The following is a 25,009-nucleotide window of genomic DNA, read 5'->3' on the forward strand; positions in this document are numbered from 1 at the left end:
CATGACGACGGACACGACCTCCATCGCGGCGCGCGTCGCGGCGCTCGACTGGTCCGCCCTCGCGCGCGATCTCGACGCGCGCGGCTGGGCTGAGACGCCGCCGCTGCTGTCGGCCGCCGAGTGCGACCGGCTCGCCGCGCTGTTCGACGACGACGCACGGTTCCGCGCGCGCGTCGACATGGCTCGTCATCGCTTCGGCGAGGGACGCTACAAGTACTTCGCCGAGCCGCTGCCGGCCGAGGTAGCTGCGCTGCGGCAGGCGCTCTATCCACCGCTCGCCGCGGTCGCGAACCGGTGGGCCGCGCTGTTAGGCGGCGAGGCCGACTTCCCCGACACGCTCGACGCGTTCCGTGCCCGGTGCGCCGCGGCGGGGCAGACGCGGCCGACGCCGCTCCTGCTCCGCTACGAGGCCGGCGGCTACAACTGCCTGCATCAGGACCTGTATGGCGCGGTGGCGTTCCCGTTCCAGGCGATGGCGATGCTGCGCGAGCCGGAGCGCGACTTCACCGGCGGCGAGTTCCTGCTCGTCGAGCAGCGGCCGCGCGCGCAGTCGGCGGGGACGGCGCTGCGGCCGGCGCGCGGCGCGATCGTGCTGTTCACGACGCGCACGCGTCCGGTGGCCGGCGCGCGCGGGCACTACCGCGTACAGATGCGGCACGGCGTGAGCCCGGTGCGGAGCGGGCGGCGGGAGACGCTGGGGGTGATCTTTCACGACGCGGCGTAGGGCTGATGGAAACGGCGGGACGATCGACGGCGGGACGTCGAACGGCGGGACGTCTTACCGCGGGACGTCGAACGGCGGGACGTCTTACCGCGGGACGGATACGGCGGGATGGCGTGCGTTCGGAGGGATCCGGTCGGCGTCGGAATGGTACCGACGTCGATCGAGCGCGGCCGAACTATGGGCGAAGGGGGGGGAGCCCCCCCTGGTAACTACGATCCGGGCGCCCGCTCCCGCCGTTCGTCGTCCCGCCGTATATCGTCCCGCCGTATATCGTCCCGCTGTAGGCCGTCCCGCCGTCGTTCGTCCCGCCGTACCATCTCCGTCATGCTCCGTCCCCTCGCCGCCGCCCTGCTCCTCGTCGTCGCACCGTTAGGCGCGCAGCCGAGGCTCTCGGCGGACCAGCAGCTCGCGCGCGACGTCCTGCGCGAGCTCGTCGAGATCAACACCGCCGACTCCGTGGGCAGCGTGACCGCCGCCGCCGAGGCCATGGCGCGCCGGTTCCGCGATGCCGGCTTCCCGGCCGAGGACGTGCGCCTCCTCGTCCCCGACGGGCAGCCGACGAAGGGGAACCTCGTCGTGCGCTACCGCACGCGGGTGCCTAACGGCGAGCGGCCCGTCCTGCTCGTCGCGCACCTCGACGTCGTCGCCGCGAACCGCGCCGACTGGGCGTCCGACCCGTTCGTGCTGCGCGAGGAGAACGGCTTCTTCGTCGCGCGCGGCGTGGCGGACGACAAGGGCCACGCCGCGCTGTTCGTCGCCACGCTGCTGAAATGGAAGCGCGACGGGTGGGCGCCACGGCGCGACGTCATCCTCGCGCTCACCGCCGACGAGGAAGGCGGCGGCTCGAACGGCGTGCAGTGGCTGCTCGCGAACCACCGCGAGCTCGTCGACGCGGCGTACGCGCTGAACGAGGGCGCGTTCGGCGCGCTCGCCGGCGACCGCCCGCTGTACCTCGGCTTCCAGGCCACCGAGAAGCGCTCGGCGAACTTCACGCTCACCGTGACGAACCCGGGTGGCCACTCCAGCATCCCACGCCCCGACAACGCCATCTATCAGCTCGCGCACGCGCTCGAGCGGATCGAGTCGTACACGTTTCCCGTCGCGCTGAACGACGTGTCGCGCGCGTACTTCACGCAGACCGCGCGCGTGGTCCCGCCCGACGTCGCCGCGGCCATGCGTGCGATCGTCGCGAACCCGTCCGATGCCGCGGCCGCCGCGCGACTGTCGCGCGACCCGACGTGGGCGTCGATGCTGCGCACGACGTGCGTCGCGACGCGCCTCGCCGGCGGGCACGCGAACAACGCGCTGCCGCAGCGCGCCACGGCGACCGTGAACTGCCGCATCGTGCCGACGTCGAGCGCGGCGGAGGCGCGCGAGGCGCTCGTGCGCGTGATCGCCGACACCGGCGTGCGCGTGTCGCCCGTCGGCGCGGGCGCGACGTGGGCGATGACGGTGGATCCGATCGACCCGCAGCTGCTCGCCGCGACGACGGCGACGACGCGCGCGCTGTGGGGCGACGTCCCGATCATCCCGCTCATGTCGACGTGGACCACCGACGGCCGCCTCCTGCGCGACGCGGGGATCCCGACCTACGGCGTGAACGGGCTGTTCACCGTGCCGGGCGAGGAGCGGATGCACGGCCTCGACGAGAAGCTGCGCGTGCGCTCGTTCTACGACGGGCTCGCGTTCACCGACCGGCTGTTGCGGCAGATCGCCGGCGCGCCGGGAGCCTGACGTGGCTCGGCCAGGTCGTAATCTGCGGCTGCTGCTGTCGGCCCTGGCGCTGACCGCGACGCCCGCGCACTCCCAGGCCCGCGTCGTGATCGACGTCGCGCGACGCGAGGGGCCCGTGAGCCCGTTGCTGTTCGGGCAGTTCCTCGAGTTCATGTACGAGGGCATCAAGGGCGGGCTGCACGCGGAGCTGCTGCGCGGGCGCGGGTTCGAGGAGGCGCCCGACGCGATCGGGCTGCCGCGCCCGTGGGAGCGCTACCCGGACGACCGCAACGACGACTACGCGCTCGACTTCCGGTGGGACGACTCGGTGGCGTTCGCCGTGCGCGCCGACTCGCTCACGGGCACCGGGCCATCGCACGCGCTGCGCGTCGACGCCGGCGACGGCGTCATCGCGCGCCACGGCATCTACCAGCCGCGCGTGCCGGTGCGCGGCGGCGTCCCGTACACCGCGCAGATCTGGCTCCGCGCCGCCGACTACACGGGCCCGGTCGTCCTCGCGCTCGAGGAGGACGCGAGCGGCGGACGCGTGTACGCCGAGTGGCGCGTCGACGTCGCGCCGGGCGCGTGGCGCCGCTACGCCGTCGTGCTGCACCCGATGCGGAGCGATCCGCTCGCCCGATTCGTCGTGCTCTTTCCCGGGCGCGGTCGCGTGTGGCTCGACCAGGCGTCGCTCATGCCCGCGGACACCGCGCCCGGCGGCGTCCGGCGCGACGTGTACGAGCGCGTGCGCGCGCTGCGCCCCGCGTTCATCCGCTGGCCGGGCGGCAACGTGGCGCAGGACTACCACTGGCGGTGGGGCGTCGGCCCGCGCGACGAGCGGCCGACGTGGGTCAACCTGTCGTGGAAGCGCGAGCCCGAGCCATCGGACTTCGGCACCGACGAGTTCATCGCGTTCGCGCGATCGTTAGGCGCGGAGCCGTCGCTCACGGTCAACGTGGACGGGCGCGGCGCGACGCCGGAGGAGGCCGCGGCGTGGGTGGAGTACTGCAACGGCCCCGCGACGTCGCGGTGGGGCGCCGTGCGCGCGGCGAACGGCCATCCCGCGCCGTACGGCGTCACGCTGTGGGAGGTCGGCAACGAGATCTGGGGCGACTGGGTCCGCGGCCATACGGACGCCGCCACCTACGCGGGCAACTTCCGCCGCTACCGCGACGCGATGCGCGCCGTCGACTCCACCATCCGCTTCATCGCCGTCGGCGACAACGACATGGCGTGGAACCGCATCGTGCTGCGCGCGGTCGGGCTGTACGTCGACTACCTCGCGATCCACCACTACTACGGCTTCGACTCCACGCAGCGCGACCTGCGCCACCTCATGGCGCGGCCGTTGGGCTACGAGCGCTTCTACGCCGACGTCGCGCGGCTCATCCGCGACGAGGTGCCCGGCCACGCGGTCGCGCTCACGATCGACGAGTGGGGGCTCGCGCTCCCCGAGGCGCGGCAGCACGGCATGGACGCGGCGCTCTACGGCGCGCGGCTCATGAACGTGTTCGAGCGCACGCCGGTCGTCGCCATGAGCGCGGTATCGGACCTCGTGAACGGCTGGCCCGGCGGCATCGTCCAGGCGAGCCGCCACGCGCTGTTCGTCACGCCGCTCTACCATGCGAACCGGCTCTACGCGACGCACCTCGGCCGCGAGCGCGTCGGCGTCGCGCTCACGGGCGCGCCGACGTTCGGCGTGGACTCGTCGGGCGCGCCGACGCCGGCCCTCGACGTCGTCGCCACGCGCGCCGACAGCCTGTTGTACGTCATGCTCGTGAACACCGACCCCGCGCGCGACGTGCGCGTGCGCGTCGAGGTACGGGGCGGCAGCGTGCAGAGCGACGCGACGTGGGAGCTGCTCGCGGAGCCCGACGGACGTCGCGGGTCCAACGGCTTCGCGACGCCCGACGCGATCGCCCCGCGCCGCCGGCCGCTGCGCGCCGGGAGCGCGTTCGTCGTCGACGTCCCGGCGCGCTCGGTGTCGGCCTTGACGCTGCGCGTGCGCGGCGGCTGACGGCGCTCAAGTTCGCCGGCGTCCTTGCCGACACTCTCCCGGGACCCACACCGGGGGAGACGGCATGATCGCAGGGATCTCCAGCTCGTTCGGCGGCGTCTCGGCCGCCGCGGCGCGGTTCGACGTCGCGGCCAGCCGAGTCTCGGCCGCCACCGAGACGCTGGCCAATCCGGACACGATGGACGTCGGCGGCACGAGCGCGCTGAGCGACGCGATGGTGCAGATGGCCGTCGCCCGCTTCGCGTTCCTCGCGTCGATCCACGTCGCGCTCACGACGAGCGACATGGTGAGCCAGGCGCTGCAGCTCGGCGGCTACCGCCCCAGCGGCACCAGCTGACGGGCGCTGCGCCCGATCCATGCAAGGGCTCGCGGGCCTCACCCGTCTGGAGCCCCGCATGAGCGTGCCCGTCCCCGTGCCGTCGCCCGATCCGCTGCCGCTCCCCGACCCGCAGCCGACCCCGGACCGGGAGCCGTGGCCGCCGGCGCCCACCCCGCCCGAGGACGAGCCGCCGACGAAGAAGCTGCCGATCCAGTAGCCGCCGCGGCTCAGTGCGGCGTGATGACCCGCTCGCTGCGGGGCGCCGGCACCGCGGCGGGGACGCGCTCGGCGAGCAGCTTCGCCATGTAGCGGTCCGCCTCGCCGATCCGCTCCAGCTCCACGGCCGAGGCGTCCACCGTCCGCTCGAGCTGTGCCATCCGGTCACGCAGCTCCTCCAGCGTGGCGACCAGCCGCGACTCGTCGATCGGCGGCGGCTGGCGACGCGTCTCCATCCACCGCTGGAACGCGCGGCCGAGATGGCTCGTGACGAGCAGCGCGATCCCGCTCACGGTGGTGACGGTGATGATCTGGATGATGTCGTTGCCGCTCATGTCGACCTCGGTGCCTGGGTCCGTCGTCGCCTACGAGGCGGTCCGCGAGGTGGTTTCCGATGCGGGGCATCCGGTCCGCGACGCGCGGCGTAGAATCGGCGAACCCGCCGACCGCCCATGCGACGCTACGACATCGCCCGCCACATCGCGCGCCTCGACCCCGAGCGCGACCACGTCGAGATCGTGCACTACCTCGTCGGGTGGGAGTTCCCGTGGGACTGGGTGCGCGCGCTCGAGATGGCGCTCTATCGCACGTTCTGCAATCCCCGCACGTCGCGGCTGCTCGACCACACGCGCGAGTTCCACGACCGCCCGCAGCGTCGCTACGACGACACCGCGCTGCTCATGGCGGAGATCATGGAGTGGGGCTACGACAGCGACCGCGGGCGCGAGGCGCTGCGGCGGACGAACCGGTTCCACCGCCACTACGACATCGCGAACGAGGACTTCCTCTACGTCCTCACGACGTTCCACCTCGAACCGATCCGGTGGATGGATCGTTACGGGTGGCGGCGGCTCACCGCGCACGAGAAGCGCGCGAGCTACCACTTCTGGCGCGAGGTCGGGCGCCGCATGAACATCCGCGACATCCCGCCGACGCCGGAAGCGTTCGAGCGGTGGAGCGTGGCGTTCGAGCGCACGCACTTCGCGTTCGACGAGGCGAACCGCCGCATCGCGACGTCGACGCGCGAGCTGTTCGCCGGCTGGTTCCCGCGTCCGCTGCGCCCGCTCGTGCGCGTCGGCATCCACGCCCTGCTCGACGACACGATGCTGGCGTCGTTCGGCTTCCGCGCCGCGCCGCGCCCCGTGCGGTCGCTCGTCGCCGGCGCGCTGCGTATGCGCGGCTGGGCGCTCCGCTTCTTCCCGCCGCGCCGCCGCAAGGGCTTCATCACCGGCACGCCGCAGCGCTCGTGGCCCGACGGTTACGAGCTGACCGACCTTGGCCCGCCGCCGCTGCTGCACGCGCGCGAGGGGGCGGCGCGTTAGGCGCCCGCCGCCTCTACGGAGACCGGGTCAGGCAGTACGTGATGTAGTCGGTGCCGGCCGGCGTGCCGCCGAGCTGGCGCACGAGCGTCGCGACCTGGCCGCGGTGGTACGTGCCGTGGTTCACGACGTGGCGCAGCACCTCGACGAGCGGCGAGGCGCCCTCGACGCCGCTGCGGAAGCGGAACGCGAGCGGCGCGGCGAGCGCGCCCTCGGTGAGCGCGTCGAGATAACGCCGCTGCTCGCCCCACGTCGCGTCCCACCGCGCGCGCAGCGACGCGAGGTCCGCGCAGTCGGAGAAGTCGGTGACGCGCCCCGCGACCTCACCGTGCCAGCGCGCGAGCCACGTGATCTCCGCGCCGAGCATGTGCTCCAGCGTCGCGCGCAGCGACGGGAACGAGCCGCCTAACGGGCGCGCGTACTGCTCCGGCGTGAGCGCCGCGACCGCATCCAGCGTGCGCTCGTTCGCCCAACGGTTGAACGCGAACAGCGTGCGGACGTCGTCGAGGGCGCTCATGGCCAGAGTATAGCCTCCGCCTCGCGCGCCAGCATCGCCGCATGCTCCACGTGCCGCCCCGACCGCTCCAGCACCTCGCGCCCCGGCACGCCCGGCCACGTCGGCGCGGGCGCGTCCAGCGTCTTCACGCGCGCGGCGTCGACCACGAACACCACCCGCCCCACGCCCGCCCACGCGATCGCCGCCGCGCACATCGCGCAGGGCTCGGCGCTCGTGTACATCGTGGCCGCGGCCAGCTCCGGCGCTCCCGCCACGGCGCCGAGCGCGCGCAGCGCGACGATCTCCGCGTGCGCCGTGACGTCCGCCGTCGTGCGCACGAGGTTCCCGCCCTCCGCGAGCAGCCGCCCGTCGGCGGCGACGACGCGCGCGCCGAACGGGTCGTCGCCGCGCTGCCGCGCCTCGAGCGCGAGCGCCACCGTGGCGCGCAGCTCCGTCAGGTCGACGTCGGTCAGCACGCGGTGCCTAACGCGGCGGCGGGACGACCACGTCGTCCCGTGCGTCCGCGGCCGTCGTTCGACGCCATCACCCCCGCGGCGCCGTCCGCGCTCGTGTGCCGGCCGAGCGAGCGGCGGCGGCGCGCCGTCGTGGCCACGAGACCGATCGTGTGCGGGTCGTCCATGACGACGCCCACCTCGAGCGTCCCGCCGACCGCCGGGTCGAGCGTGCTCCCGACGCGGTGCCGTGGCGCGCTGAACTCGGGGGCGGCGAGACGGGTGCGGCGAGACGGCATGCGACGGCGGCCGGAAGTGGAGCGGGGCCGTGAATCTAGCCCGCCGCCGCCTCTCCAGCACCTCGTCGTGGACGGCGAGACTGGCGGCGAGCCACGGCGCCGGGCGGTGGCACACTGGTACCGCTCCGGGACGCGCCCTATCCTCAGGGTCTCCCGCCTCAATCGTTCCAGTCCCAGCCGCTCGCACCCGCCGTGTCTCGCCGCCTCCGTCTCGCCGCCGGCGCCCTCGCCGCGCTCCCGCTCAGCCTCGCGACCGCCCTCCACGCCCAGGGCGCCCAGGGCGCCCAGGGCGCCCAGGGCGACGCCGACGTCGCGCGCCGCGTGGCGGCCGTCATGCCGAAGGTCGTCGCGTGGCGGCGCGACTTCCACGAGCATCCGGAGCTGTCGAACCAGGAGGTGCGCACGTCGGGGATCGTCGCGCAGCACCTGAAGGCGCTGGGCCTCGAGGTGCGCACCGGCGTCGGGGGCACGGGCGTCGTGGGGCTGCTGCGCGGCGGGCGCCCCGGCAAGGTGGTCGCGCTGCGCGCCGACATGGACGCGCTCCCCGTCGAGGAGCTCGTCGACCTGCCGTTCAAGTCGAAGGTGCGCGCGACGTACAACGGCCAGGACGTCGGCGTCATGCACGCGTGCGGCCACGACATGCACGTCGCCATGCTGATGGGCGCCGCGGAGGTGCTCGCGGGGATGAAGGCGCAGATCCCCGGCACCGTGATGTTCGTCTTCCAGCCCGACGAGGAAGGGGAGGCGGGCAAGCCGCAGGGCGCGAAGGCGATGCTCGACGACGGCCTGTTCGCCGGCACGAAGCCGGACGCGATCTTCGGCCTGCACGTCGGCATCACGCCGGCCGACGCGGGGCAGCTCACGACGCGGCCTAACGGCTTCATGGCGGCGTCGGACTTCTTCCGCATCGTCGTGCACGGCCGGCAGACGCACGGCGCGACGCCGTGGGACGGCGTGGACCCGGTGGTCGCCGCGGCGGCGATCGTGAACGGGCTGCAGACGATCGTGAGCCGTCAGGCGAAGCTCGTGCTCGCGCCCGCGGTCGTCACCGTCGGCGCGCTGAACGCGGGCGTGCGCAACAACATCATCCCCGACAGTGCGGTGATGATCGGCACCGTGCGCACGTTCGATCCCGGCATGCGCGACGACATCGGCAAGCGCCTCGAGCGCACGGCGAAGCTGATCGCCGAGAGCCAGGGCGCCACCGCGGACGTGACGATCCAGCGCATGACGCCCGTGACGGCGAACGATGCCGCGCTCACGGGGCGGATGTTAGGCACCCTGCGCCGCGTGGCCGGCGCGTCGAACGTGATCGAGGGGCAGCCGGTGACCGGTGCCGAGGACTTCGGCTTCTACGCCGAGCAGGTGCCCGCGATGTTCGTGTTCCTCGGCGTGCGTCCGAAGGGGAGCCCGCTCTCGGCGTTCGTGTCGAACCACTCGCCGAAGTTCTTCGCCGACGAATCCGCGCTGCCGACCGGGGTGCGCACGCTCGTCGCGCTGGCGACGGACTACCTGGCACCTGCGACGCCGTGATCGCTGCGTGGCTGCGTAGCTGCGTGGCTGCGTAACGGCACTTACGCAGCTACGCAGCTACGCAGCTACGCAGCCACGCAGCGCTCTATCGCTGTGCCGCCGCGTACACCACGTGCGACACCACCCGCATCGCGTCCGTCGCGAGCGTCCATGCGCGGTCGAGGGCGTCGGCCTGAGGTTGGGCGCGCGAGCCGCGGGCCGGGCGCGGGGCCTCGCTCGCGCGCCCGGGTGTGGGGACGGGCACGCTCACCGTCCAGATGCCGCATGCGAGTCGTGTGAGACGCACCGGTGCGTGGCCGAGCGCCGCGGCGTCGCGGGCGCGGAGCGCGCGGCGATAGGCGGCCGCGTACACGCCGTGCGCATCCCACGCCGCGAGCAGCGTCTCACGCAGGTCCGCCGACGCGCCGCGCGTCCCGAGCACGAGCGCGTCGAACGAGACCGCGGCCCCCGGCACCGTGCGGCGCCGCTCCGGGTACGCGGCGGCGAGCAGCCGTCCCGCGCCGAGGTACGTGCGCTGCACCGCGGAGAGCAGCGCGTCGAGCTCCACGAAGAGCGCGGTCTGGCCGGCGAGCGTCGTCAGCTCGCGCGTGCCGAACAGCGCCGCCGTGCGCCGCGCCGCCGCGGCCGCCGCCGCGTACGACTCCGCCGCGCGCGCCGCGTGATGCTCCATCGCGTCGAGCAGGAAGCGAAGGCGCTGGGCGCGCGTGCCGAGCCCCGGGTCGTCGAACAGCCGCTCGAGCGGCGCGCGCCAGCCGAGCGCTCCGGCCGCCGACACGAGGTGCGTGGTGCCCGCGGCGGCGACGAGCAGCCGCGGCGCGAGACCGTGCGTCGCGGCGACCGCCACCGGATCCACGTCGCCCTCGAGCCCCTCGCGCGCATGCTCCTCGGCCGTCGGCCCGGACGCCGCGCGCGCCGCGTCCACCGGGCGCAGTCCGAGCGCGGCGAGCGTCGCGTCGGCCGGCGTTGGGCCGCGTGGGCGCGCAGGGATCACGCTCCATCCGTCGTCCGGAATGCGCCACGCGTCGACACCGCGGGAGAACACGACACGCTGGATCGGCGCGTCGATCTCCACGAGCAGACGTTCGAGTAGTGGATAGGAGGGCTGCTGGGCGGGCACGGCGGAACGGTGGGGAATCCGCGAGGTGGGCGCCCACAGTATAGTACCGACGCTACAAAACAACCGTGTAGGACTTTCGCCACACGTTTTGCCACACCGTCACCTCCGCACCGTCGCCCCGCGCCTCGCATGCATCACGTGTCGCCCGCAGAAGAAGTCCGCGCGCCGTCCGCGCCGCCGCCACCGCGCGAGCATCCGCTCGCGTGGGTCGGCCCGTTCGCGGTGTTCATGGCGTGGCTCGCCGTGGATCGTCTGCTGCCGCTCGCGAATCCGACGAAGGAGGTCGTGCGCGACGTCGTGCTGGTCGCGGCGATCGTCGGCTTCTCGCGCCGCGTGCTGCCGACGCGCGCGCCGTACTGGCTCGCGAGCATCGGCGTGGGACTCGCCGTGTTCGCGCTGTGGGTGCTGCCCGACGTGCTGGTGCCGCAGTGGCGCTCGCACTGGCTGCTGCAGAACGCGATCACCGGTCGCATCACCACGTCCATCCCACCGACGGAGCTCACGCCGCTCATGCTCGTGCTGCGCACGACGCGCGCGGCGCTGCTCGTGCCGGTGATCGAGGAGCTGTTCTGGCGCGGATGGCTCCCACGCTGGCTGCAGGACACGCGCACGGAGCGCGTGCCGATGGGCCGCTACACGCCGTTCGCGTTCTGGGCGACCGCGGCGCTGTTCGCCGCGGAGCACGGCCCGTTCTGGGAGGTGGGGCTCGTCGCCGGCGTCGTGTACAACTGGTGGATGCGGCGCACGCGATCGTTAGGCGATCTCGTGCTCGCGCACGCCGTCACCAATCTCGTCCTCTCGCTGTACGTCGTCGCGAGTCGCGATTGGCGGTTCTGGATGTGACCTGGCGGCTGGCGGCTCGCGGCATCACGGCCGCCGCAGCGGCGTCAGCACGATCTTCCGGAACTCCACCTCCGCGCCCTCCGACTGCAGCGCGATCTGCCCGTGGTCGGCCGTCGCGTCGGTGCCGTGGTTCACGAGGTCCCCGTTCACCCACACCGTGATCTCGCGGCCGACCGCCTCGATCACCATGCGGTTCCAGGCGCCTAACGGTTTCTCGGAGCCGTCGGTGAGGTTCACGATGCGGCGCGCCTTGCCCTCCGTGATCCCCCACGTCTCCGGCGGGCCGCGCCGCTGCACCATGTCGGGGACGCGGATGTCCTCCACGATGCACCAGAAGTCGCCCGCGTTCCCGCTCTCCATCTGCACCTCGATCGACTTCGGGAACATGCCGTAGAGCGCGCGCGGCGTGGACGCGTGCACGAGCACTCCGGCGTTCCCCGGCGCGCCGGGGAAGCGGTACTCCACCTCCAGCCGGTAGTCGCGGTACACCGCGTCGGTGATGAGGTGTCCGCGCGGCTCGCCGAGCGTGACGAGGTTGCCGTCGCGCACGAGGAACGGGCTGCGGAGGCGCGGGCTCGTGTCGGCCGCCGGGACGTCGACGTGCCAGCCGGTGAGCGTGCGGCCGTCGAACAGGCTGCGCGCGGGCGACAGCCGCGCGGTGTGCGACGCGCACGCCGAGGTGCCTAACAGGACGACGAGGAGACGTGCGCGCCGCAGGTGTCTCATGGGACGGGAGTCGGGTCGCCGGCCGCGAGTCGATGCAGCGCGTCGCCGGATACGCGCTGCACCGTCCACTGGTCCATCGGCACCGCGCCGATCGAGCGGTAGAAGCGGATCGCGGGCTCGTTCCAGTCGAGCACCCACCACTCCAGCCGCCCGCACTCGCGCGCCACGGCGAGCCGCGCGAGGTGCTCGAGCAGCGCGTGTCCCACGCCGCGGCCGCGGTGGTCGGGAAGCACGAACAGATCCTCGAGGTACAGCCCGCGCTGTGCGAGGAACGTGGAGTAGTTGTGGAAGAACAGCGCGAACCCCGCCGGCTCGCCGTCGACTTCGGCGATCACGACCTCGGCATCGGGGCGCGGGCCGAACAGCGAGGCGCGGATCTTCTCCTCCGTCGCCTCGCACTCGTGCAGCAGCCGCTCGTATTCGGCGAGCCCGCGGATGAAGCGCACGATGAGCGGCACGTCCGCTTCCGTCGCAGGACGGATGCGCGGCGCAGCGCTCGCGGCGCGCACCGGACTACGGCGCCGCGCTGGTGGGGAGCTGCAGCGGCTGGCCGGCGACGAGCCGCTTGGACTGCGCGTCGGGCACGAGGTTCATCGCCGCGAGCGCGTGCCCGCCGAGGATCGTCGGGTCGCCCTGCTCGGCGAAGATGACCGTGTCGACCGTCTGCGCGCCCTCGGTGGTGAAGAACGCGTAGCCGGCGAGCCGCGAGACGCGCTCGCCGTCCGGCGTGGTGAACCAGATCGGCTGACGGCGCATGATGCCGAGGTCCTCGAGCGCGGCGGCCGGGACCCACGAGTAGCGCCCCTCCGGATCGACCAGGGCGCGCAGCAGCTTCGCCTCGCTCGCGTTCGGCTGCGCGCGCACTTCGATGTTCACGAAGAACTGTCCCGCCGCGGCGCGCGTGCGCCGCCCTTCCACGAACTCTGCTCGCTTCGTCATCACTCGATCGCTCGTCGGTGTCGCCGCGCCCTCGCGCGCGTGCCGGTGGAATCTGCCCCGCCGCCGCGACGGATGCGAGCGAGCGGGGCTTTCGACCGGGGACGAGCGCCCTCGCGGCGGCGTCACGGCCCGTACACGGCGACGTACCGCGCCCTTCACGGCGGTCGCGATACGGCGCGGACGGTACGGCGCGATGAAGCGCTAGCGGCGCCTCACGACGCTCGAACCGCGCGGTACGGCGCCGTCGAGCGACGTGAGCGCTTCGTGCGCTTCACGGCGCGTCATCGCCCGCGCAGCATCGCCGGCGCAGTACACGGCGCCGTCGGTCACCACCCCATCCGCTCTCTCAACCCCAGGATGTGCGCCGTGTGGTGCCTCCCGTGCCACGCGTACAGGCCTAACGCCGCGCGCAGCGGCACGCGCCCCGTCTCGGGATGATCGTACGCGCGCCGCTCGAAGTCCTCGACCGGGATCGCGCGCAGCACCGTCACCCAGCGCACGTGCAGCGCGTCGAGCAGGGCGAGCGACGGGGCGATCGGGAGGCGCGAGTCGCGGAGCTCGGCCCACTGCGCCTCCTCGTACGGCTTGATGCGCGGCTCGTCCTCGGTGAGCGCGAGCTTGAAGCGCACGTACGCGTTCAGGTGGCTGTCGGGGACGTGGTGCGCGACCTGGCGCACGGTCCACCCGCCGTCGCGGTACGGCGTGTCGAGCTGCGCGTCGGTGAGCCCCTCCAGCGCGGCGCGGAGCTCGCGCGGGGCGCGCTCGATCTCGTCGATGAGCCGCGCGTACGTCGCGGCGGTCGCCGTCGCCGCGTCGGGGGGCGTGAACCTGCCGATCGGGTAGCGCAGGTCGGTGGTCATGGGCGTCGCGTCGGAATCGTTAGGCGCGCGTCGCTTCGGTACCGCACCGCGCGCGGTCGCAGCGAACCTTGGGCGAAGGGGGGGGAGCCCCCCTGGTACCTAGGTGCCGCGACCGCCGGCGGCTATCACCTTCCTGCCGTCGCCGCCTCCAGCGCGTCGCGCCGCGCGGCGGTCGCCATCGTCGTCGCCGACGGCAGCCGGATCACGAACCGCGCCCCGCCCCCTCCGCCCGGCGCGTCCCCCGCCTCCACCGCGCCGCCCAGCACGTCGGTCACGATCGTCCGCACCACGGCGAGGCCGAGCCCCGTGCCGCCCCGCGCCGCGCGCGACGTCACGTACGGCTCGAACAGCCGCTCGCGCACCGCCGCGGGCAGCCCGGGCCCGTTGTCCGACACGACCAGCTCGACCGCGCCGCCGACCGGCGCGACGGTGATCGTCACGCGTGGCGCCGGATGGCCCTCGAGTGCCTGCGCGGCGTTCGTCACGACGTTCAGCACGATCTGGTGCACGTGCACCGGCTCGGCCAGCACCACGCACGACGGGTCGAGCGCGAGCGACAGGCTGATGCCGCGCGGCATCGACGGCCGCAGCAGCTCCACCACCTCCTCGACGATCGCCGCCGGCGCCACCGGCACGCGCTCCGCCGCCGCCGTCCGCTCGCCGCGCAGGTAGCGGCGCATGAGCGTCACCAGCTCCGACGCCCGGACGCTCCCCGAGTGGATGTGCCCGAAGTGCGTCCGCACCTCCGGCACCCGTGCCCGGTCGGCGCCGAGCTCCGCGTGCATCACGAGGCGGTTCAGCACGTTCATGAGGTCGTGCGCGACGCCGCTCGACAGCAGCGCGGCCGATTCCAGCTGGTTGTACCGCGCGGCATCGGGTCCCGCCTCGGCCAGCGACACGAGCAGCTGCGCGCCGTCGCCGATGCGCGCGCCGACGAGGCGCAGCCGTCGATCGGAGAGCGGCCAGTCGAGCGTCGCCGACTGCGACGGCGAGGCCGCCACGCGCGCGCGCAGCGCCTCGACCGCCGCCGCCACCTCCGGACGCCACGGCGGCAGCACGTCGGCCGAGTGGTCGCCCGGCGCGAGCAGCGAGGCGAGGGCCGGCGGTACGCAGATCGGCGTGCACGGCCCGCCGTCGATCGGCCGCACGACGACGAGCTGGCCGGCCGCCTCGGCCACCGCGCGCGCCGTGCGCGCCTGGCGCGCGCCCCACCGCGCGGCGGCCGTCGCCGCCACGCCGACGAGCGCGCCCCCCACGAAGACGACCGCCGTCAGTGCGTGCGGGGCGTACGGCAGGGGAGCGATCGGCGCCAGCACGGTCACGCCGCCCCCATCGACGGCGCCGCGAGGCGCACCGCCCGCGGCTCCGGGTCGCGCACGAGCATCCCCCGCGCGATCACCACGTACGACACGCAGTAGAGCAGCATGATCCCGTTGCTCACGGCGATCGCCGCCGCCCAGTGGCGCGCCACCAGCGTCTCCACGAGCGGCACGCGGATCATGTTCGTCGCGAAGTACGTCACCTGGCCGACGAGGATCCAGAACCAGTCGTGCCGCGCGATCGACGCCGGGGCGCGGCGCACCTGTGCGGCGAGCGCCCACAGGCTCAGCGCCGCCAGCAGCGCGGACATCAGCGGGTCCATCACCACGACGAACTCGCGGCCGGTGCCGAGCGCGGCGAGCAGCGCCGCGGTGATCGCGAGCCACGCCGCGACGAACGCCCACCGCCACCGCGCCGCGTCCCGACCGATCCACGTGAGCAGCGGCGGCGCGAGCAGCAGCGGCATCACCCCGAACGCGAACGGGAAGAGCGGGAAGCTCCGGGGGAGCCAGTGATAGAAGTACGCGACGAAGTTCGCGAGGCCCACGAGCGCGGTCACCAGCCAGCACGTCGCGACCTGTCCCGCCGGGTCTCCGAGGAAGGACCGCCGTGCCCATCCCGCGGCGGCCGGTGGGGCGAACGCGGCGACGGTCGCGAGCGTCGGAGCGAGAAAGGCGGGCGAGAGCGGCGATGACGGCATGCGGCTGACCTGCGGTGCTGCGGTGGGGCGGGCCCGGTGGACGAGGACCCGCCCCCGCGCCTCAGGCGAGCGGACTGTCCTCGTCGCAGTAGGGAGGGCACAGAAACGGCTCCTGCGCCAGCGCTCCCTGCGTCATGTCGGCCCCCTGCTCATCCACGCCGACCATGACGACGGTCAGGCGGCCATCCGGATGTCGGGCGGGATAGATCCGTATGGCGGCGCAACCGGGTTGACCCAAGATGCGCTCGTAGGCGTGCCGGTGGAAGGTCATCACCGGCCATCGTTTCGGCTTCTCCTCGCCCTCGTGGCGCTTGCGGATGTCGATGGCGTCCTCGAGCGAGATCGCGTGGTCCGACGGGGGGATCGGTCTGGGCATCGGTGGCTGCGTCAGGTGCGGGCGCGGCGGCGGCGTCGCGGCTTCGCGGCCGGCGCGCGGTGTCGCTATTGTCGAGTCGGCCTCGGACAACCGCAAGGATCCCCCCGCAACTCCGCATGTCGCATCCCGCGCCCACCCCGCCGCCCCGCCCGACCCGGGCCGAGCTGCTCGCCGCCGTGAACCGGACGGTGGACGACGTCATCGCGCCCGGGCTCGCGGTGCTGTTCTGCGGCATCAACCCCGGGCTCTACACCGCCGCGACGGGGCACCACTTCGCGCGCCCCGGCAACCGGTTCTGGCCCGCGCTCCACGCCGGCGGCTTCACCGACCGCGTGCTGCAGCCGTGGGAGGAGCGGCTCCTCCTGCCGTCGGGCTACGGGATCACGAACGTGGTGGAGCGCACGACGGCGACTGCCGCGGAGCTGGCGCCCGAGGAGCTCGCGGCTGGCGGCAGGGTGCTCGTGGCGAAGGTGCAGCGCTACCGCCCGCGGGTGCTCGCGGTCCTCGGCGTCACCGCCTACCGCGCCGCGTTCGACCGGCCGCGCGCGACGCTCGGCCTGCAGCCGGAGCGCATCGGCGACACGGCGCTCTGGGTGTTGCCGAACCCGAGCGGGTTGAACGCGCATTTCCAGCTCGACGCGCTGGCGGAGCTGTTCCGGGCGCTGCACCGTTACGTCCACGCAGGCACACCCTGAACTCGAGGCGGCCTCCCATGTGGAACGACTTCAAGGCGTTCGTGATGCGCGGCAACGTGATGGACCTCGCCGTCGGCGTCATCATCGGCGCCGCGTTCGGCGCCATCGTCAAATCGCTCGTCGACGACATCATCATGCCACCGATCGGCCTCATGACCGGTGGGCTCGACTTCAGCAATCAGTTCGTCCTCCTGAAGGCGGGCGCGAAGGCGCCGCCGCCGTACGCCACCCCCGCCGCGGCCCACGACGCGGGGGCGGTGACGCTGAACTACGGCGCGTTCCTGAACAACGTGCTCACGTTCCTCATCGTCGCCCTGGCGATCTTCATGATCGTGCGGCTCGTGAATCGCCTCTACCAGCAGCCGGCCCCGCCGACGCCCGACTCGAAGCCGTGCCCCTACTGCACGATGACCGTGTCGCTGCAGGCGAGCCGCTGCCCCCACTGCACCTCGGAGCTGACGAAGGCGCTGCCGGCCTGACGGCCGTTCCCCGCCGGGCTTCAAGATTCCGTTAAAGTCCCGCGCCCACCGTGCCGATACCAGCGTATGCGGCACTGTGGGCGCGTGGTGCGTCCGCCGGTGCCAGGGCACGTCCTTTCTTTACCTGCACCCACACGGGACGCACATGCTCAATCGACGGATCGCCTCATTCGCCACCCTTGCCCTGTCGCTCGTCGCGGCGGTCACGCTCTCCGCGTGCGCCGACGGCCCCGCGGCACCGGCCAACGGCCTCGCCGCCCAGTCCGCGCAGCTCGACCGCGGCGGCGTGCCCGCGCACAACTCGCCGAGCACGGTGCCGAGCAGCCTGCTGCGCAGCACGCCGCTCGCGCGCGACATCACCGCCTTCGCCGTCATCGGCCCCGCGGGCGGTGAGCTCCAGATCCCCGAAGCGGGGATGAAGCTGGAGGTGCCCGCCGGTGCGGTGCAGGCGCCGACGGTGTTCCGGGCGACGGCGCTCGCCGGCAGCGCGATCGCGTACGACTTCGGTCCGTCCGGGAGCTTCCCCGTGGCGCTGACCGTCAAGCAGGACCTGAAGGGGACGAACTTCGACAAGCAGCCCGTCGACGCCCTCATCGCCGCCTACGTGCCGGACATCAGCACGGTGAACCGCGCGACGGGAACGGCGAAGGGCAGCGAGCCGCGAGAGACGACCCCGGATCGTGGGAGCCCGTCGAAGCTCAAGTTCACGGTGACCCACTTCTCCGGCTACATGGTCTCGACCGGCCGCAGCTTCGGCTGGTGACCACGCCACTCGACATCGACGACACGTCCTCATCAACCTGCACCTGACGAATCAGCTCATGCGAATCCGAACCTTCAGTCTCAACGCCCTCTCCGCCGTCGCGCTGCTGAGTCTCGCCGCGGCGTGCGCCGATGGGCCCACGTCCGCCAGCAGCACGCCCCGTCCGAGCGCGCCGCGGCTCGCCAGCGGCGTCTCCGTCCAGATCGGCGACACGACGCTCACGACGTTCACGATCGATCCGCTGAAGAGCGACACGTACGTCGAGGCCGGCGTCTTCAAGCTGAAGATGACCGCCGGCTCGATCTGTGATCCCGCGGTCTCGACCTACGGCCCGACCGAGTGGGACCAGCCGTGCACCACGCTCGTCGCGCCGATCGCGATCACGGCGAAGTCGTGGACGACGGCGAGCGGCAAGTCGATCGTGCAGTTCTCGCCGGACCTGCGCTTCGCGCCGGACAAGATCAACACGCTGTACCTGTGGAAGGGCAGCTTCACCTCGGCGACGGCGGCCGTGGCGTGGTGCCCGACGGGCTCCGACAAGTGCTACGACGAGGCGTCCGCAGACCCGTCGGTGGCGGCGACGCTCGGCACGAACGGCTTCCTGTCGCGCCGCGTGAAGCACTTCAGCGGCTACACGTCGACGTGGGGCTTCGACGGCGACGGCTCGACCTCGTACGGGCAGTAAGCCGGCACGCGCCACGAAAGGGGGGGGGCGCCAGCGCGATGCGCTGGCGCCCCCTCTTTTTTCGCGCCGCCCCTCAAGTTCGCCGCCGGCGGTGCCGATACCTGCGAATGCGGCACCGCGGCCAGTCGCGCCACGGTGCCGGGGAACCTCACTCGTTACCTGCACCCCGAAGGACCCGCATGTCGACTTCGCGCAACACCTCCTACCGGGCTCGTCGTCGGTTCGCCGCGGCCGGCTCGCTGTGCCTGACCCTCCTCACCGCCGGCGTGCTCGCGGCGTGTGCCGACGGTCCGTCGGCCCCGGCGACGCGGTCCGCGCCGCAGGCCGCGCAGCTCGCGAAGAGCGGCGCCAACACCGAGTCGACCGCGCTGGTCGGCGTGGTCCGCGACGAGCCGCTCGCGCAGGACATCACCGTGCAGGAGACGATCGGCCCCGAGGGTGGGGTGCTGCAGATCAAGGAAGCGGGATTGAAGCTCGAAGTCCCGGCGGGCGCCGTGTCGGCGCCGACCGTGTTCACCGCGACCGCGCTGGCGGGCAGCGCGCTGGCCTACGACTTCGGCCCCTCGGGCACGTTCCCCGTGGCGCTGACGGTGAAGCAGGACCTGAAGGGGACGAGCTGGAACAAGCACGCCGCGAGCGAGATCGCCGCCGCGTACGTGCGCGACCTGTCGTCCATCGATCGAGCGAACGGCTCTGCGGCCGGCGACGAGATGCGTCCGACGGACGTCGACGTGAGGGGCTCCAAGCTCACGTTCACCGTGACGCACTTCTCCGGCTACATGGTCTCGACCGGCCGCTGCTTCGGCTGGGGCGGCTGGTAATCACCGCCGCCGTCTTCGATCCGACTTCATTCACCTGCACCTACTTCATCGTCTCATGCGAAAGCTGACCAGCACGTTCACCGCACTCTCCGCCGTCGCCCTGACCGTCCTCGCCGCAGCCTGCGCCGACGGCCCGACGTCCGCGTCGAGCACGCCCCGTCCGAGCGCGCCGCGGCTCGCCAGCGGCGTCTCCGTCCAGATCGGCGACACGACGCTCACGACGTTCACGATCGATCCGCTGAAGAGCGACACGTACGTCGAGGCCGGCGTCTTCAAGCTGAAGATGACCGCCGGCTCGATCTGTGATCCCGCGGTCTCGACCTACGGCCCGACCGAGTGGGACCAGCCGTGCACCACGCTCGTCGCGCCGATCGCGATCACGGCGAAGTCGTGGACGACGGCGAGCGGCAAGTCGATCGTGCAGTTCTCGCCGGACCTGCGCTTCGCGCCGGACAAGATCAACACGCTGTACCTGTGGAAGGGCAGCTTCACCTCGGCGACGGCGGCCGTGGCGTGGTGCCCGACGGGCTCCGACAAGTGCTACGACGAGGCGTCCGCGGACCCGTCGGTGGCGGCGACGCTCGGCACGAACGGCTTCCTGTCGCGCCGCGTGAAGCACTTCAGCGGCTACACGTCGACGTGGGGCTTCGACGGCGACAGCACGACCTCGTACGGCTACTGATCGCCGCGTGACCGGAGGGGAGGGCGCCATGACGGATCCGTGGCGTTCTCCCCGCTCGCGCGTCTACTCACGGCAATGATCTCGCGCCGGGCCACTCGAGCCCCGGCGTGAGCCCGGCTTCCCGCTGCGTTTCTGGCCCGTGTCTCCATCTCCTCTGTCCTCGAGCGCGCTCCGGCGATCGAACCTGGTCCTCCATTCGGTGGACCAGGGGAAGTCGTTCGACCAGCTCGTGGAGGAAGGGCAGGCGGCCGAGCGGCGTGGCCAGCGCGCGCAGGCGCGCGAGCGCTACGAGCTGGCGCTGCACCACCTGGGCACGGAGGCCGACGGCCACCGGGCCTCCGCGGTGCTCCGCTGGATCGCGCGCACCTACCAGGTCGACGCCGACATGGACTCGGCGCTCGACTGCATCGCCGCCGCCATCGCCGTCGCCGAGGCGTGGGGCGACGAGGCGGCCGCGGGGCACGCGATCAACATCGAGGCCGTCGTCCGCTGGCAGCAGGGCGACCTCGACGAGGCGGAGCGGCTCTACCTCGTCGCGCGCGCGCGCGCGCTGCGCGCGGCCGACGCGAAGCTCGCCGCCATGACGGCGCAGAACCTCGGCGTCATCGCGAACATCCGCGGCGACTTCGACGAGGCGCGCAAGCGGTACGAGGCGAGCCTCAACGAGTACCGCGCGCTCGGCCTCACGAAGGACGTCTGCGTCGCGCTGAACAACCTCGGCCTCCTCCACACGCACCAGCGCCAGTGGGACGCCGCCGAGCGCGCGTTCAGCGAGGCGGTGCAGATCACCGATCTGATCGGCGACTACTCGGCGCGCATCTCGCTCGACGTGAACCTCGCCGAGATGTGGGTGGGGCGCGGCGAGTACGCGCGCGCGCAGCAGTCGGTGCGCCACGCGATGGAGTTCGCGTCGCGCACCGGCGACAGCGCGTCGATCGGCCAGGCCACCAAGCTGTTAGGCATCATCGCCCGCGACACGGGCGACCTGGTGGATGCCGACGAGCAGTTCCGCCGCGCCGCGGAGATCGCGGTCGCGCGGCAGGACCTGCTGCTCGAGGCCGAGGTGGCGCGCGAGGAGGCGGATCTCGCGCGGCGGCAGGGGCGCAGCCGTCAGGTGCTGCAGCACCTCAACCGCGCGCACAAGCTGTTCACGCAGCTCAGCGCCCGCCGCGATCTCGCCGACATCGACCGCCGCACCGGCCGGCTCGAGGACGAGTTCCTCCAGGTCGCGCGGCGCTGGGGTGAGTCGATCGAAGCGAAGGACCGGTACACGCAGGGTCACTGCAAGCGCGTCGCCGACCTCTCCTGCGCCATCGCGGCGGAGGCGGGGTTCGACGAGCGCTCGCTGTTCTGGTTCCGCATCGGCGCGCTGCTGCACGACGTCGGCAAGCTCGTGATCCCGGAAGAGGTGCTGAACAAGCCGGGCAAGCTCTCCGACGAGGAGTGGGCGCTCATGCGCTCCCACACCACGGCGGGCGCCGAGATGCTGGCGGACATCGAGTTCCCGTGGGACGTGCGGCCGATCGTGCTGTCGCACCACGAGCGGTGGGACGGCAAGGGCTATCCGCACGGGCTGAAGGGCGACGGCATCCCGCTCGTCGCGCGCATCCTGTGCGTGGCCGACGTGTACGACGCGCTGACGTCGATGCGCTCGTACAAGCGCGCGCTGTCGCACGACGAGGCGATGGACGTCATGCGCCAGGACGTCGGGACGATGTTCGACCCGGCGGTGTTCACCTGGTTCGAGCGCGTGGCGCAGGGGTGGCCCGAGCGCACGCGCGTCGCGTCGTCGTCCGACGACGCCGAGGTGCCGCGCGAGCCCGATTCGGTGGCCGGCCCCGCCGCCATCGACACGGACGACCTCACGCGCATGCCGCTGCGCCGCGCGTTCCGGGAGACGGCGGAGCGCGTGCTCGAGGCGCGGCGCACGACGGAGCGTGCGGTGTCGCTGCTCGTCATCGACATCGACCACTTCAAGCTCGTGAACGACACGTTCGGCCACCTGCAGGGCGACGACCTGCTGCGCATGGTGGCCGACGTGATCCGCGTGCAGACGGGGCCGAGCGACTTCGTGGCGCGGTACGCGGGCGACGAGTTCGTCGCGCTGCTGCCGGGCACGAAGATCGAGGACGCGATCGTCGTCGGCGAGCGGCTGCGCGCGAGCGTGGAGCAGATGCGCTGCCCGCGGCGCGACGGCACCGACGAGCCGGTGCGCGTCACGCTGTCGATCGGCGCCGCGACGGCGCCGCTGCACGGCGACACGCTCGACGCGCTGTTCGCCGCCGCCGACGGCGCGCTGTACTCGTCGAAGCGGCGCGGCCGCAACGCGGTCAGCGCCGCGAGCGGCTCGGGCAGCGCGCGCGACGCGACGCTGCTGCTCGACACGTTCGTCGGCCGTGCCGGCGAGCGTCAGCGCCTCACGCGCATGCTGGACGCGAGCGCGCGCGGCGTGCCCGGCGCGGTGGCCGTCGTCGGCGAGGCCGGCGTCGGCAAGTCGACGCTGCTGCGCCAGCTCGCGCCCGAAGTCGGCGTGCGCGCCGGCTCGCTGCTCGTCGGCCGCTGTCTCGAGGCGGACGTGCGGCCGCCGTACGGCCCGTGGGCCGATGTCGTCGCCGCGATCCACGCGACGGGGCTGGTGCCGCCGCGCACGTGGCAGGAGCTGGGGCGCCTCGTCCCCGCGCTGGGCGACCCGACCGCGCCGGCCGGCGCGCCGTCGCCGAACGCGAAGTACGCGCTGCTGCACGAGCTCGAGGAGTTCCTCACCGCGGCCGCCGCGGCGCGCCCGCTCGTCGTCATCCTCGACGACGTGCAGTGGGCGGACGCGGAGACGTGGGACGCGCTGGAGTTCCTCGTGCCGCGGCTCGACCACCAGCGGCTGCTCGTCTGCCTCACCATCCGCTCGGAGGATCTGCCGGGCGAGGGCGAGCAGCGGCGCATGCGGCTGTCGCGCCACGAGTGCTACGCGGAGATTGCGTTAGGCCGGCTGTCGCGGGAGGAGCTCGAGCAGTGGCTGCGCGCGGTGCTCGGCGGCCAGGCGCCGGAGGCGGCGCTCGTCGAGCACCTCGCGGCGCACACCGAGGGCAATCCGCTGTTCGCCGTGCAGACGCTGCGCATGCTGGCCGAGGACGGCGGGCTGCGCTTCGACGACGGTGCATGGCGCTACACGCCGGCGCCCGACGGCGCGCTCCCGACCGCGGTGCGCGACCTGCTCGCGCGCCGCATCGGCCGGCTCACGGACGCGACGCGCGAGATCCTCACCGTCGCCGCGGTGTTCGGCGCGCGCTTCGACGCGGATCTCCTCGTCGGCGCGAGCGGGCGCGACGAGAACGTCGTCTTCGACGCGATCGAGGAGGGCGTCGCCGCGACGGTGCTCACGCCCGTCGACGGGCGCGGCCCGAGCGCGTACGGGTTCACGCACGGGCTGCTCGCCGACGTGCTGCGGCGCGCGGGGAGCCCGCTGCGGCTGCGGCGCGTGCACGAGCGCGTGGCGCGCATCCTCGAGACGCACACGCCGGAGGCGGTGGCGGAGATCGCCGCGCACTTCGACCGCGCCGGCTGCAGCGCGGACGCGCTGCGCCACGCGCTGAAGGCCGGCGAGCGGGCGGAGGCGGTGTACGCGTACGACGCGGCGACGGCGTGCTACGAGATGGCGTATCGCCACGCGCGGTCGCTCGCCGAGCACGCGGACGTGCAGTGGCGCCTCGCCGGTCTCGACGAGATCACGGGCCGCATCGCCGAGGCGGAGGAGAAGTGCAACCTCGTGCTGTCGTCGTACGCGGCGGGCGCGAGCGAGCTCGGTCTGCTGAGCGCCGCGAAGCGCATGCGCGAGCGACTGCGCATGGCGCGCGGCGCGCCGTTCACCGACGTGCTGCGCACGTGCACGATGCTGCTCGACGCGGCGCGCACCTCGGGCGACCGCAGCGAGGCGGTGCCGCTGCTGCTCATGATCGCGCAGCTGCACGGCCGGCTCGGCGACGGCGCGGCGGCGGTGCGTGGCGCGCACGAGGCGATCGCCGAGGCGGAGCGCAGCGGCGAGCCGCGGCTCGTGGCGGAGGCGCACATGCGACTCGGCTCCGCGCTGCTGCTCGCGTCGCCGGCCGACGCGATCCCGCACTACACGATCGCGCTCGACGGGTTCACGCACGTCGAGGATCGGCGCAGCCAGGGCGGCTGTCACATCAACATCGGCGTGGCGCACGATCGCTCCGGCGACCACTCGGCGGCCGAGCTGTCGTACGCGACCGCGCTCGACGTCGGCCGCGAGGTGAAGGCCGCGGATCTCACCGCGCTCGCGTCGACGAACCTCGGCGTGCTGCTGATGAAGACGGGCCGTTTCGCCGAGGCGAAGGCGCGCTACGAGGAGGCGCTGCGGCTGTACACGTCGACGAACAACGAGCCGTACCGCCTGACGACGCTCTACAACCTCGCGCACCTCGCGCGCGAGCGCGGCGACGCCGCCGGCGCGACGGAGCTCTACGGCGCGGCGAAGGCGCTCGCCGAGCGGCTCGGCCAGCTCGACGTGCACGTCGGCGCGATCTGCGGCGTGGGGCTCGCGGAGCTCGCGCTCGGCCAGAACGCCGCGGCCGGCGCGCACTTCGCGGAAGCGTCGGAGCTGCTCGCGGGGCGCGAGGACGCGTGGTTCCAGTGCCGCGAGGTGCTCGAGGCGTTAGGCATCCGCCTGGAGCTCGTGCGCGGCCGGCGCGCGGTGGCGGTGGAGCGGCTGTGCACCGCGCTCGGCGAGGCGGAGCGGCACGACCAGTACGCCGCGGTGTGGCTCGCGGCCGAGTGCGCGGCGGGGCTGCGCGAGGAGCGCGACGGCGTGCAGCAGCTGCTGCAGAAGCACGCCGCGCAGGCGCGCAAGCGCGGGTACGCGCCGCTGCTGCGGCGGCTGGAAGCGGCCTCGAAGCCGGCCTGA

The 25,009-nt window shown here is 73.2% G+C and carries 27 protein-coding genes; 15 read left to right on the plus strand and 12 right to left on the minus strand.

The features are described 5' to 3' along the window. Position 1 precedes the first annotated feature (1 nt). The 5 genes from J421_RS07710 (at position 2) to J421_RS32670 (ending at position 4,990) form a co-directional block, all read left to right on the plus strand. Entirely contained in the window at positions 2-724 is a 723-nt protein-coding gene (locus J421_RS07710) for a 2OG-Fe(II) oxygenase (RefSeq protein ID WP_025410599.1), read from the plus strand. Positions 725-1,048: 324 nt separating this feature from the next. Further along, on the plus strand, positions 1,049-2,458 hold the full coding sequence (locus J421_RS07715; protein ID WP_025410600.1) for a M20/M25/M40 family metallo-hydrolase: 1,410 nt from the start codon (positions 1,049-1,051) through the stop codon (positions 2,456-2,458). A gap of 1 nt (position 2,459) precedes the next feature. Beyond that, positions 2,460-4,454, plus strand: coding sequence for an alpha-L-arabinofuranosidase C-terminal domain-containing protein (locus J421_RS07720; RefSeq protein WP_104022377.1), 1,995 nt, complete (start codon positions 2,460-2,462; stop codon positions 4,452-4,454). Positions 4,455-4,518: 64 nt separating this feature from the next. Then, positions 4,519-4,791, plus strand: a complete 273-nt coding sequence (locus tag J421_RS07725; protein ID WP_025410602.1) for a hypothetical protein — start codon at positions 4,519-4,521, stop codon at positions 4,789-4,791. A gap of 58 nt (positions 4,792-4,849) precedes the next feature. Then, entirely contained in the window at positions 4,850-4,990 is a 141-nt protein-coding gene (locus J421_RS32670; RefSeq protein ID WP_158508684.1) for a hypothetical protein, read from the plus strand. A gap of 10 nt (positions 4,991-5,000) precedes the next feature. On the opposite strand, the gene J421_RS07730 is transcribed toward J421_RS32670, so the two are convergent. Further along, complete coding sequence (locus J421_RS07730; RefSeq protein ID WP_025410603.1) at positions 5,001-5,324, minus strand: hypothetical protein; 324 nt, start codon at positions 5,322-5,324, stop codon at positions 5,001-5,003. Between the two features lie 117 nt (positions 5,325-5,441). Here J421_RS07730 and J421_RS07735 point away from each other — a divergent pair, with 117 nt between their 5' ends. Next, on the plus strand, positions 5,442-6,311 hold the full coding sequence (locus tag J421_RS07735) for an oxygenase MpaB family protein (RefSeq protein WP_025410604.1): 870 nt from the start codon (positions 5,442-5,444) through the stop codon (positions 6,309-6,311). 13 nt (positions 6,312-6,324) lie between these two features. Here the strand turns inward: J421_RS07735 and J421_RS07740 are convergent, their stop codons facing one another. From J421_RS07740 to J421_RS32680, 3 genes are read right to left on the minus strand one after another with little or no spacing between them, the layout of a single operon-like run. Next, the gene (locus J421_RS07740) at positions 6,325-6,825 is read right to left on the minus strand and encodes a DinB family protein (protein WP_025410605.1); all 501 of its coding nucleotides are present in this window, start codon (positions 6,823-6,825) and stop codon (positions 6,325-6,327) included. Further along, the gene (locus tag J421_RS32675; RefSeq protein WP_025410606.1) at positions 6,822-7,280 is read right to left on the minus strand and encodes a deaminase; all 459 of its coding nucleotides are present in this window, start codon (positions 7,278-7,280) and stop codon (positions 6,822-6,824) included. The genes J421_RS07740 and J421_RS32675 overlap by 4 nt, the downstream gene beginning before the upstream one ends. Further along, positions 7,274-7,555, minus strand: coding sequence for a hypothetical protein (locus tag J421_RS32680; protein ID WP_025410607.1), 282 nt, complete (start codon positions 7,553-7,555; stop codon positions 7,274-7,276). The genes J421_RS32675 and J421_RS32680 overlap by 7 nt, the downstream gene beginning before the upstream one ends. 192 nt (positions 7,556-7,747) lie before the next feature. Between J421_RS32680 and J421_RS07750 the strand changes: the two genes are divergently transcribed. Next, positions 7,748-9,088: an amidohydrolase gene (locus J421_RS07750; protein ID WP_025410608.1), complete on the plus strand. Its 1,341-nt coding sequence runs from the start codon at positions 7,748-7,750 to the stop codon at positions 9,086-9,088. 85 nt (positions 9,089-9,173) lie between these two features. Here J421_RS07750 and J421_RS07755 read toward each other — a convergent pair whose 3' ends face one another. After that, positions 9,174-10,205, minus strand: a complete 1,032-nt coding sequence (locus J421_RS07755) for a hypothetical protein (RefSeq protein ID WP_148306207.1) — start codon at positions 10,203-10,205, stop codon at positions 9,174-9,176. Positions 10,206-10,334: 129 nt separating this feature from the next. On the opposite strand from J421_RS07755, the gene J421_RS07760 reads away from it, so the two are divergent. Beyond that, a complete protein-coding gene (locus J421_RS07760; RefSeq protein ID WP_025410610.1) occupies positions 10,335-11,048 on the plus strand; it encodes a CAAX prenyl protease-related protein in 714 nt (237 codons plus the stop codon). Between the two features lie 24 nt (positions 11,049-11,072). Here J421_RS07760 and J421_RS07765 read toward each other — a convergent pair whose 3' ends face one another. The 7 genes from J421_RS07765 to J421_RS07795 form a co-directional block, all read right to left on the minus strand. Next, the gene (locus tag J421_RS07765; protein WP_104022379.1) at positions 11,073-11,774 is read right to left on the minus strand and encodes a 3-keto-disaccharide hydrolase; all 702 of its coding nucleotides are present in this window, start codon (positions 11,772-11,774) and stop codon (positions 11,073-11,075) included. After that, on the minus strand, positions 11,771-12,232 hold the full coding sequence (locus tag J421_RS07770) for a GNAT family N-acetyltransferase (protein ID WP_236646290.1): 462 nt from the start codon (positions 12,230-12,232) through the stop codon (positions 11,771-11,773). The genes J421_RS07765 and J421_RS07770 overlap by 4 nt, the downstream gene beginning before the upstream one ends. Positions 12,233-12,287: 55 nt before the next feature. After that, positions 12,288-12,713: a hypothetical protein gene (locus tag J421_RS07775; RefSeq protein WP_025410613.1), complete on the minus strand. Its 426-nt coding sequence runs from the start codon at positions 12,711-12,713 to the stop codon at positions 12,288-12,290. A gap of 326 nt (positions 12,714-13,039) precedes the next feature. Then, complete coding sequence (locus J421_RS07780) at positions 13,040-13,573, minus strand: YfiT family bacillithiol transferase (RefSeq protein WP_025410614.1); 534 nt, start codon at positions 13,571-13,573, stop codon at positions 13,040-13,042. 125 nt (positions 13,574-13,698) lie between these two features. Then, positions 13,699-14,895, minus strand: a complete 1,197-nt coding sequence (locus J421_RS07785) for a sensor histidine kinase (protein ID WP_025410615.1) — start codon at positions 14,893-14,895, stop codon at positions 13,699-13,701. After that, positions 14,892-15,593, minus strand: coding sequence for a hypothetical protein (locus J421_RS07790; RefSeq protein WP_025410616.1), 702 nt, complete (start codon positions 15,591-15,593; stop codon positions 14,892-14,894). Before J421_RS07790 ends, J421_RS07785 begins: the two co-directional genes overlap by 4 nt. Before the next feature lie 61 nt (positions 15,594-15,654). Next, a complete protein-coding gene (locus tag J421_RS07795) occupies positions 15,655-15,969 on the minus strand; it encodes a hypothetical protein (RefSeq protein WP_025410617.1) in 315 nt (104 codons plus the stop codon). A gap of 188 nt (positions 15,970-16,157) precedes the next feature. On the opposite strand from J421_RS07795, the gene mug reads away from it, so the two are divergent. The 7 genes from mug (at position 16,158) to J421_RS07830 (ending at position 25,009) form a co-directional block, all read left to right on the plus strand. Continuing rightward, on the plus strand, positions 16,158-16,664 hold the full coding sequence (mug, locus tag J421_RS07800) for a G/U mismatch-specific DNA glycosylase (RefSeq protein ID WP_025410618.1): 507 nt from the start codon (positions 16,158-16,160) through the stop codon (positions 16,662-16,664). Between the two features lie 17 nt (positions 16,665-16,681). Continuing rightward, positions 16,682-17,143, plus strand: coding sequence for a large-conductance mechanosensitive channel protein MscL (gene mscL / locus J421_RS07805; protein WP_025410619.1), 462 nt, complete (start codon positions 16,682-16,684; stop codon positions 17,141-17,143). A 145-nt stretch (positions 17,144-17,288) separates the two neighbouring features. Beyond that, positions 17,289-17,906 (plus strand): hypothetical protein, encoded by a 618-nt coding sequence (locus tag J421_RS07810; RefSeq protein WP_025410620.1) that lies wholly within the window; start codon positions 17,289-17,291, stop codon positions 17,904-17,906. A 58-nt stretch (positions 17,907-17,964) separates the two neighbouring features. Then, positions 17,965-18,591, plus strand: a complete 627-nt coding sequence (locus J421_RS07815) for a hypothetical protein (RefSeq protein WP_025410621.1) — start codon at positions 17,965-17,967, stop codon at positions 18,589-18,591. A 179-nt stretch (positions 18,592-18,770) separates the two neighbouring features. Beyond that, positions 18,771-19,412, plus strand: coding sequence for a hypothetical protein (locus J421_RS07820; protein WP_025410622.1), 642 nt, complete (start codon positions 18,771-18,773; stop codon positions 19,410-19,412). Positions 19,413-19,467: 55 nt separating this feature from the next. Then, positions 19,468-20,094: a hypothetical protein gene (locus J421_RS07825; RefSeq protein WP_025410623.1), complete on the plus strand. Its 627-nt coding sequence runs from the start codon at positions 19,468-19,470 to the stop codon at positions 20,092-20,094. A 199-nt stretch (positions 20,095-20,293) separates the two neighbouring features. Next, on the plus strand, positions 20,294-25,009 hold the full coding sequence (locus J421_RS07830) for a diguanylate cyclase (RefSeq protein ID WP_025410624.1): 4,716 nt from the start codon (positions 20,294-20,296) through the stop codon (positions 25,007-25,009).

Source organism: Gemmatirosa kalamazoonensis (assembly GCF_000522985.1).
In the GTDB taxonomy this organism is placed as follows: Bacteria; Gemmatimonadota; Gemmatimonadetes; order Gemmatimonadales; family Gemmatimonadaceae; genus Gemmatirosa; species Gemmatirosa kalamazoonensis.

Coding starts and splice junctions, on each gene's coding strand:
- J421_RS07735 (WP_025410604.1), top strand. CDS start 5,442: ATGCGACGCTACGACATCGCCCGCCACATCGCGCGCCTCGACCCCGAG.
- J421_RS07715 (WP_025410600.1), top strand. CDS start 1,049: ATGCTCCGTCCCCTCGCCGCCGCCCTGCTCCTCGTCGTCGCACCGTTA.
- J421_RS07730 (WP_025410603.1), bottom strand. CDS start 5,324: ATGAGCGGCAACGACATCATCCAGATCATCACCGTCACCACCGTGAGC.
- J421_RS07795 (WP_025410617.1), bottom strand. CDS start 15,969: ATGCCCAGACCGATCCCCCCGTCGGACCACGCGATCTCGCTCGAGGAC.
- J421_RS07765 (WP_104022379.1), bottom strand. CDS start 11,774: ATGAGACACCTGCGGCGCGCACGTCTCCTCGTCGTCCTGTTAGGCACC.
- J421_RS32670 (WP_158508684.1), top strand. CDS start 4,850: ATGAGCGTGCCCGTCCCCGTGCCGTCGCCCGATCCGCTGCCGCTCCCC.
- J421_RS07740 (WP_025410605.1), bottom strand. CDS start 6,825: ATGAGCGCCCTCGACGACGTCCGCACGCTGTTCGCGTTCAACCGTTGG.
- J421_RS07815 (WP_025410621.1), top strand. CDS start 17,965: ATGCGAATCCGAACCTTCAGTCTCAACGCCCTCTCCGCCGTCGCGCTG.
- J421_RS07825 (WP_025410623.1), top strand. CDS start 19,468: ATGCGAAAGCTGACCAGCACGTTCACCGCACTCTCCGCCGTCGCCCTG.
- J421_RS07710 (WP_025410599.1), top strand. CDS start 2: ATGACGACGGACACGACCTCCATCGCGGCGCGCGTCGCGGCGCTCGAC.
- J421_RS07790 (WP_025410616.1), bottom strand. CDS start 15,593: ATGCCGTCATCGCCGCTCTCGCCCGCCTTTCTCGCTCCGACGCTCGCG.
- J421_RS07780 (WP_025410614.1), bottom strand. CDS start 13,573: ATGACCACCGACCTGCGCTACCCGATCGGCAGGTTCACGCCCCCCGAC.
- J421_RS32680 (WP_025410607.1), bottom strand. CDS start 7,555: ATGCCGTCTCGCCGCACCCGTCTCGCCGCCCCCGAGTTCAGCGCGCCA.
- J421_RS07820 (WP_025410622.1), top strand. CDS start 18,771: ATGTCGACTTCGCGCAACACCTCCTACCGGGCTCGTCGTCGGTTCGCC.
- J421_RS07760 (WP_025410610.1), top strand. CDS start 10,335: ATGCATCACGTGTCGCCCGCAGAAGAAGTCCGCGCGCCGTCCGCGCCG.
- mscL (WP_025410619.1), top strand. CDS start 16,682: ATGTGGAACGACTTCAAGGCGTTCGTGATGCGCGGCAACGTGATGGAC.
- J421_RS07810 (WP_025410620.1), top strand. CDS start 17,289: ATGCTCAATCGACGGATCGCCTCATTCGCCACCCTTGCCCTGTCGCTC.
- J421_RS07775 (WP_025410613.1), bottom strand. CDS start 12,713: ATGACGAAGCGAGCAGAGTTCGTGGAAGGGCGGCGCACGCGCGCCGCG.
- J421_RS07725 (WP_025410602.1), top strand. CDS start 4,519: ATGATCGCAGGGATCTCCAGCTCGTTCGGCGGCGTCTCGGCCGCCGCG.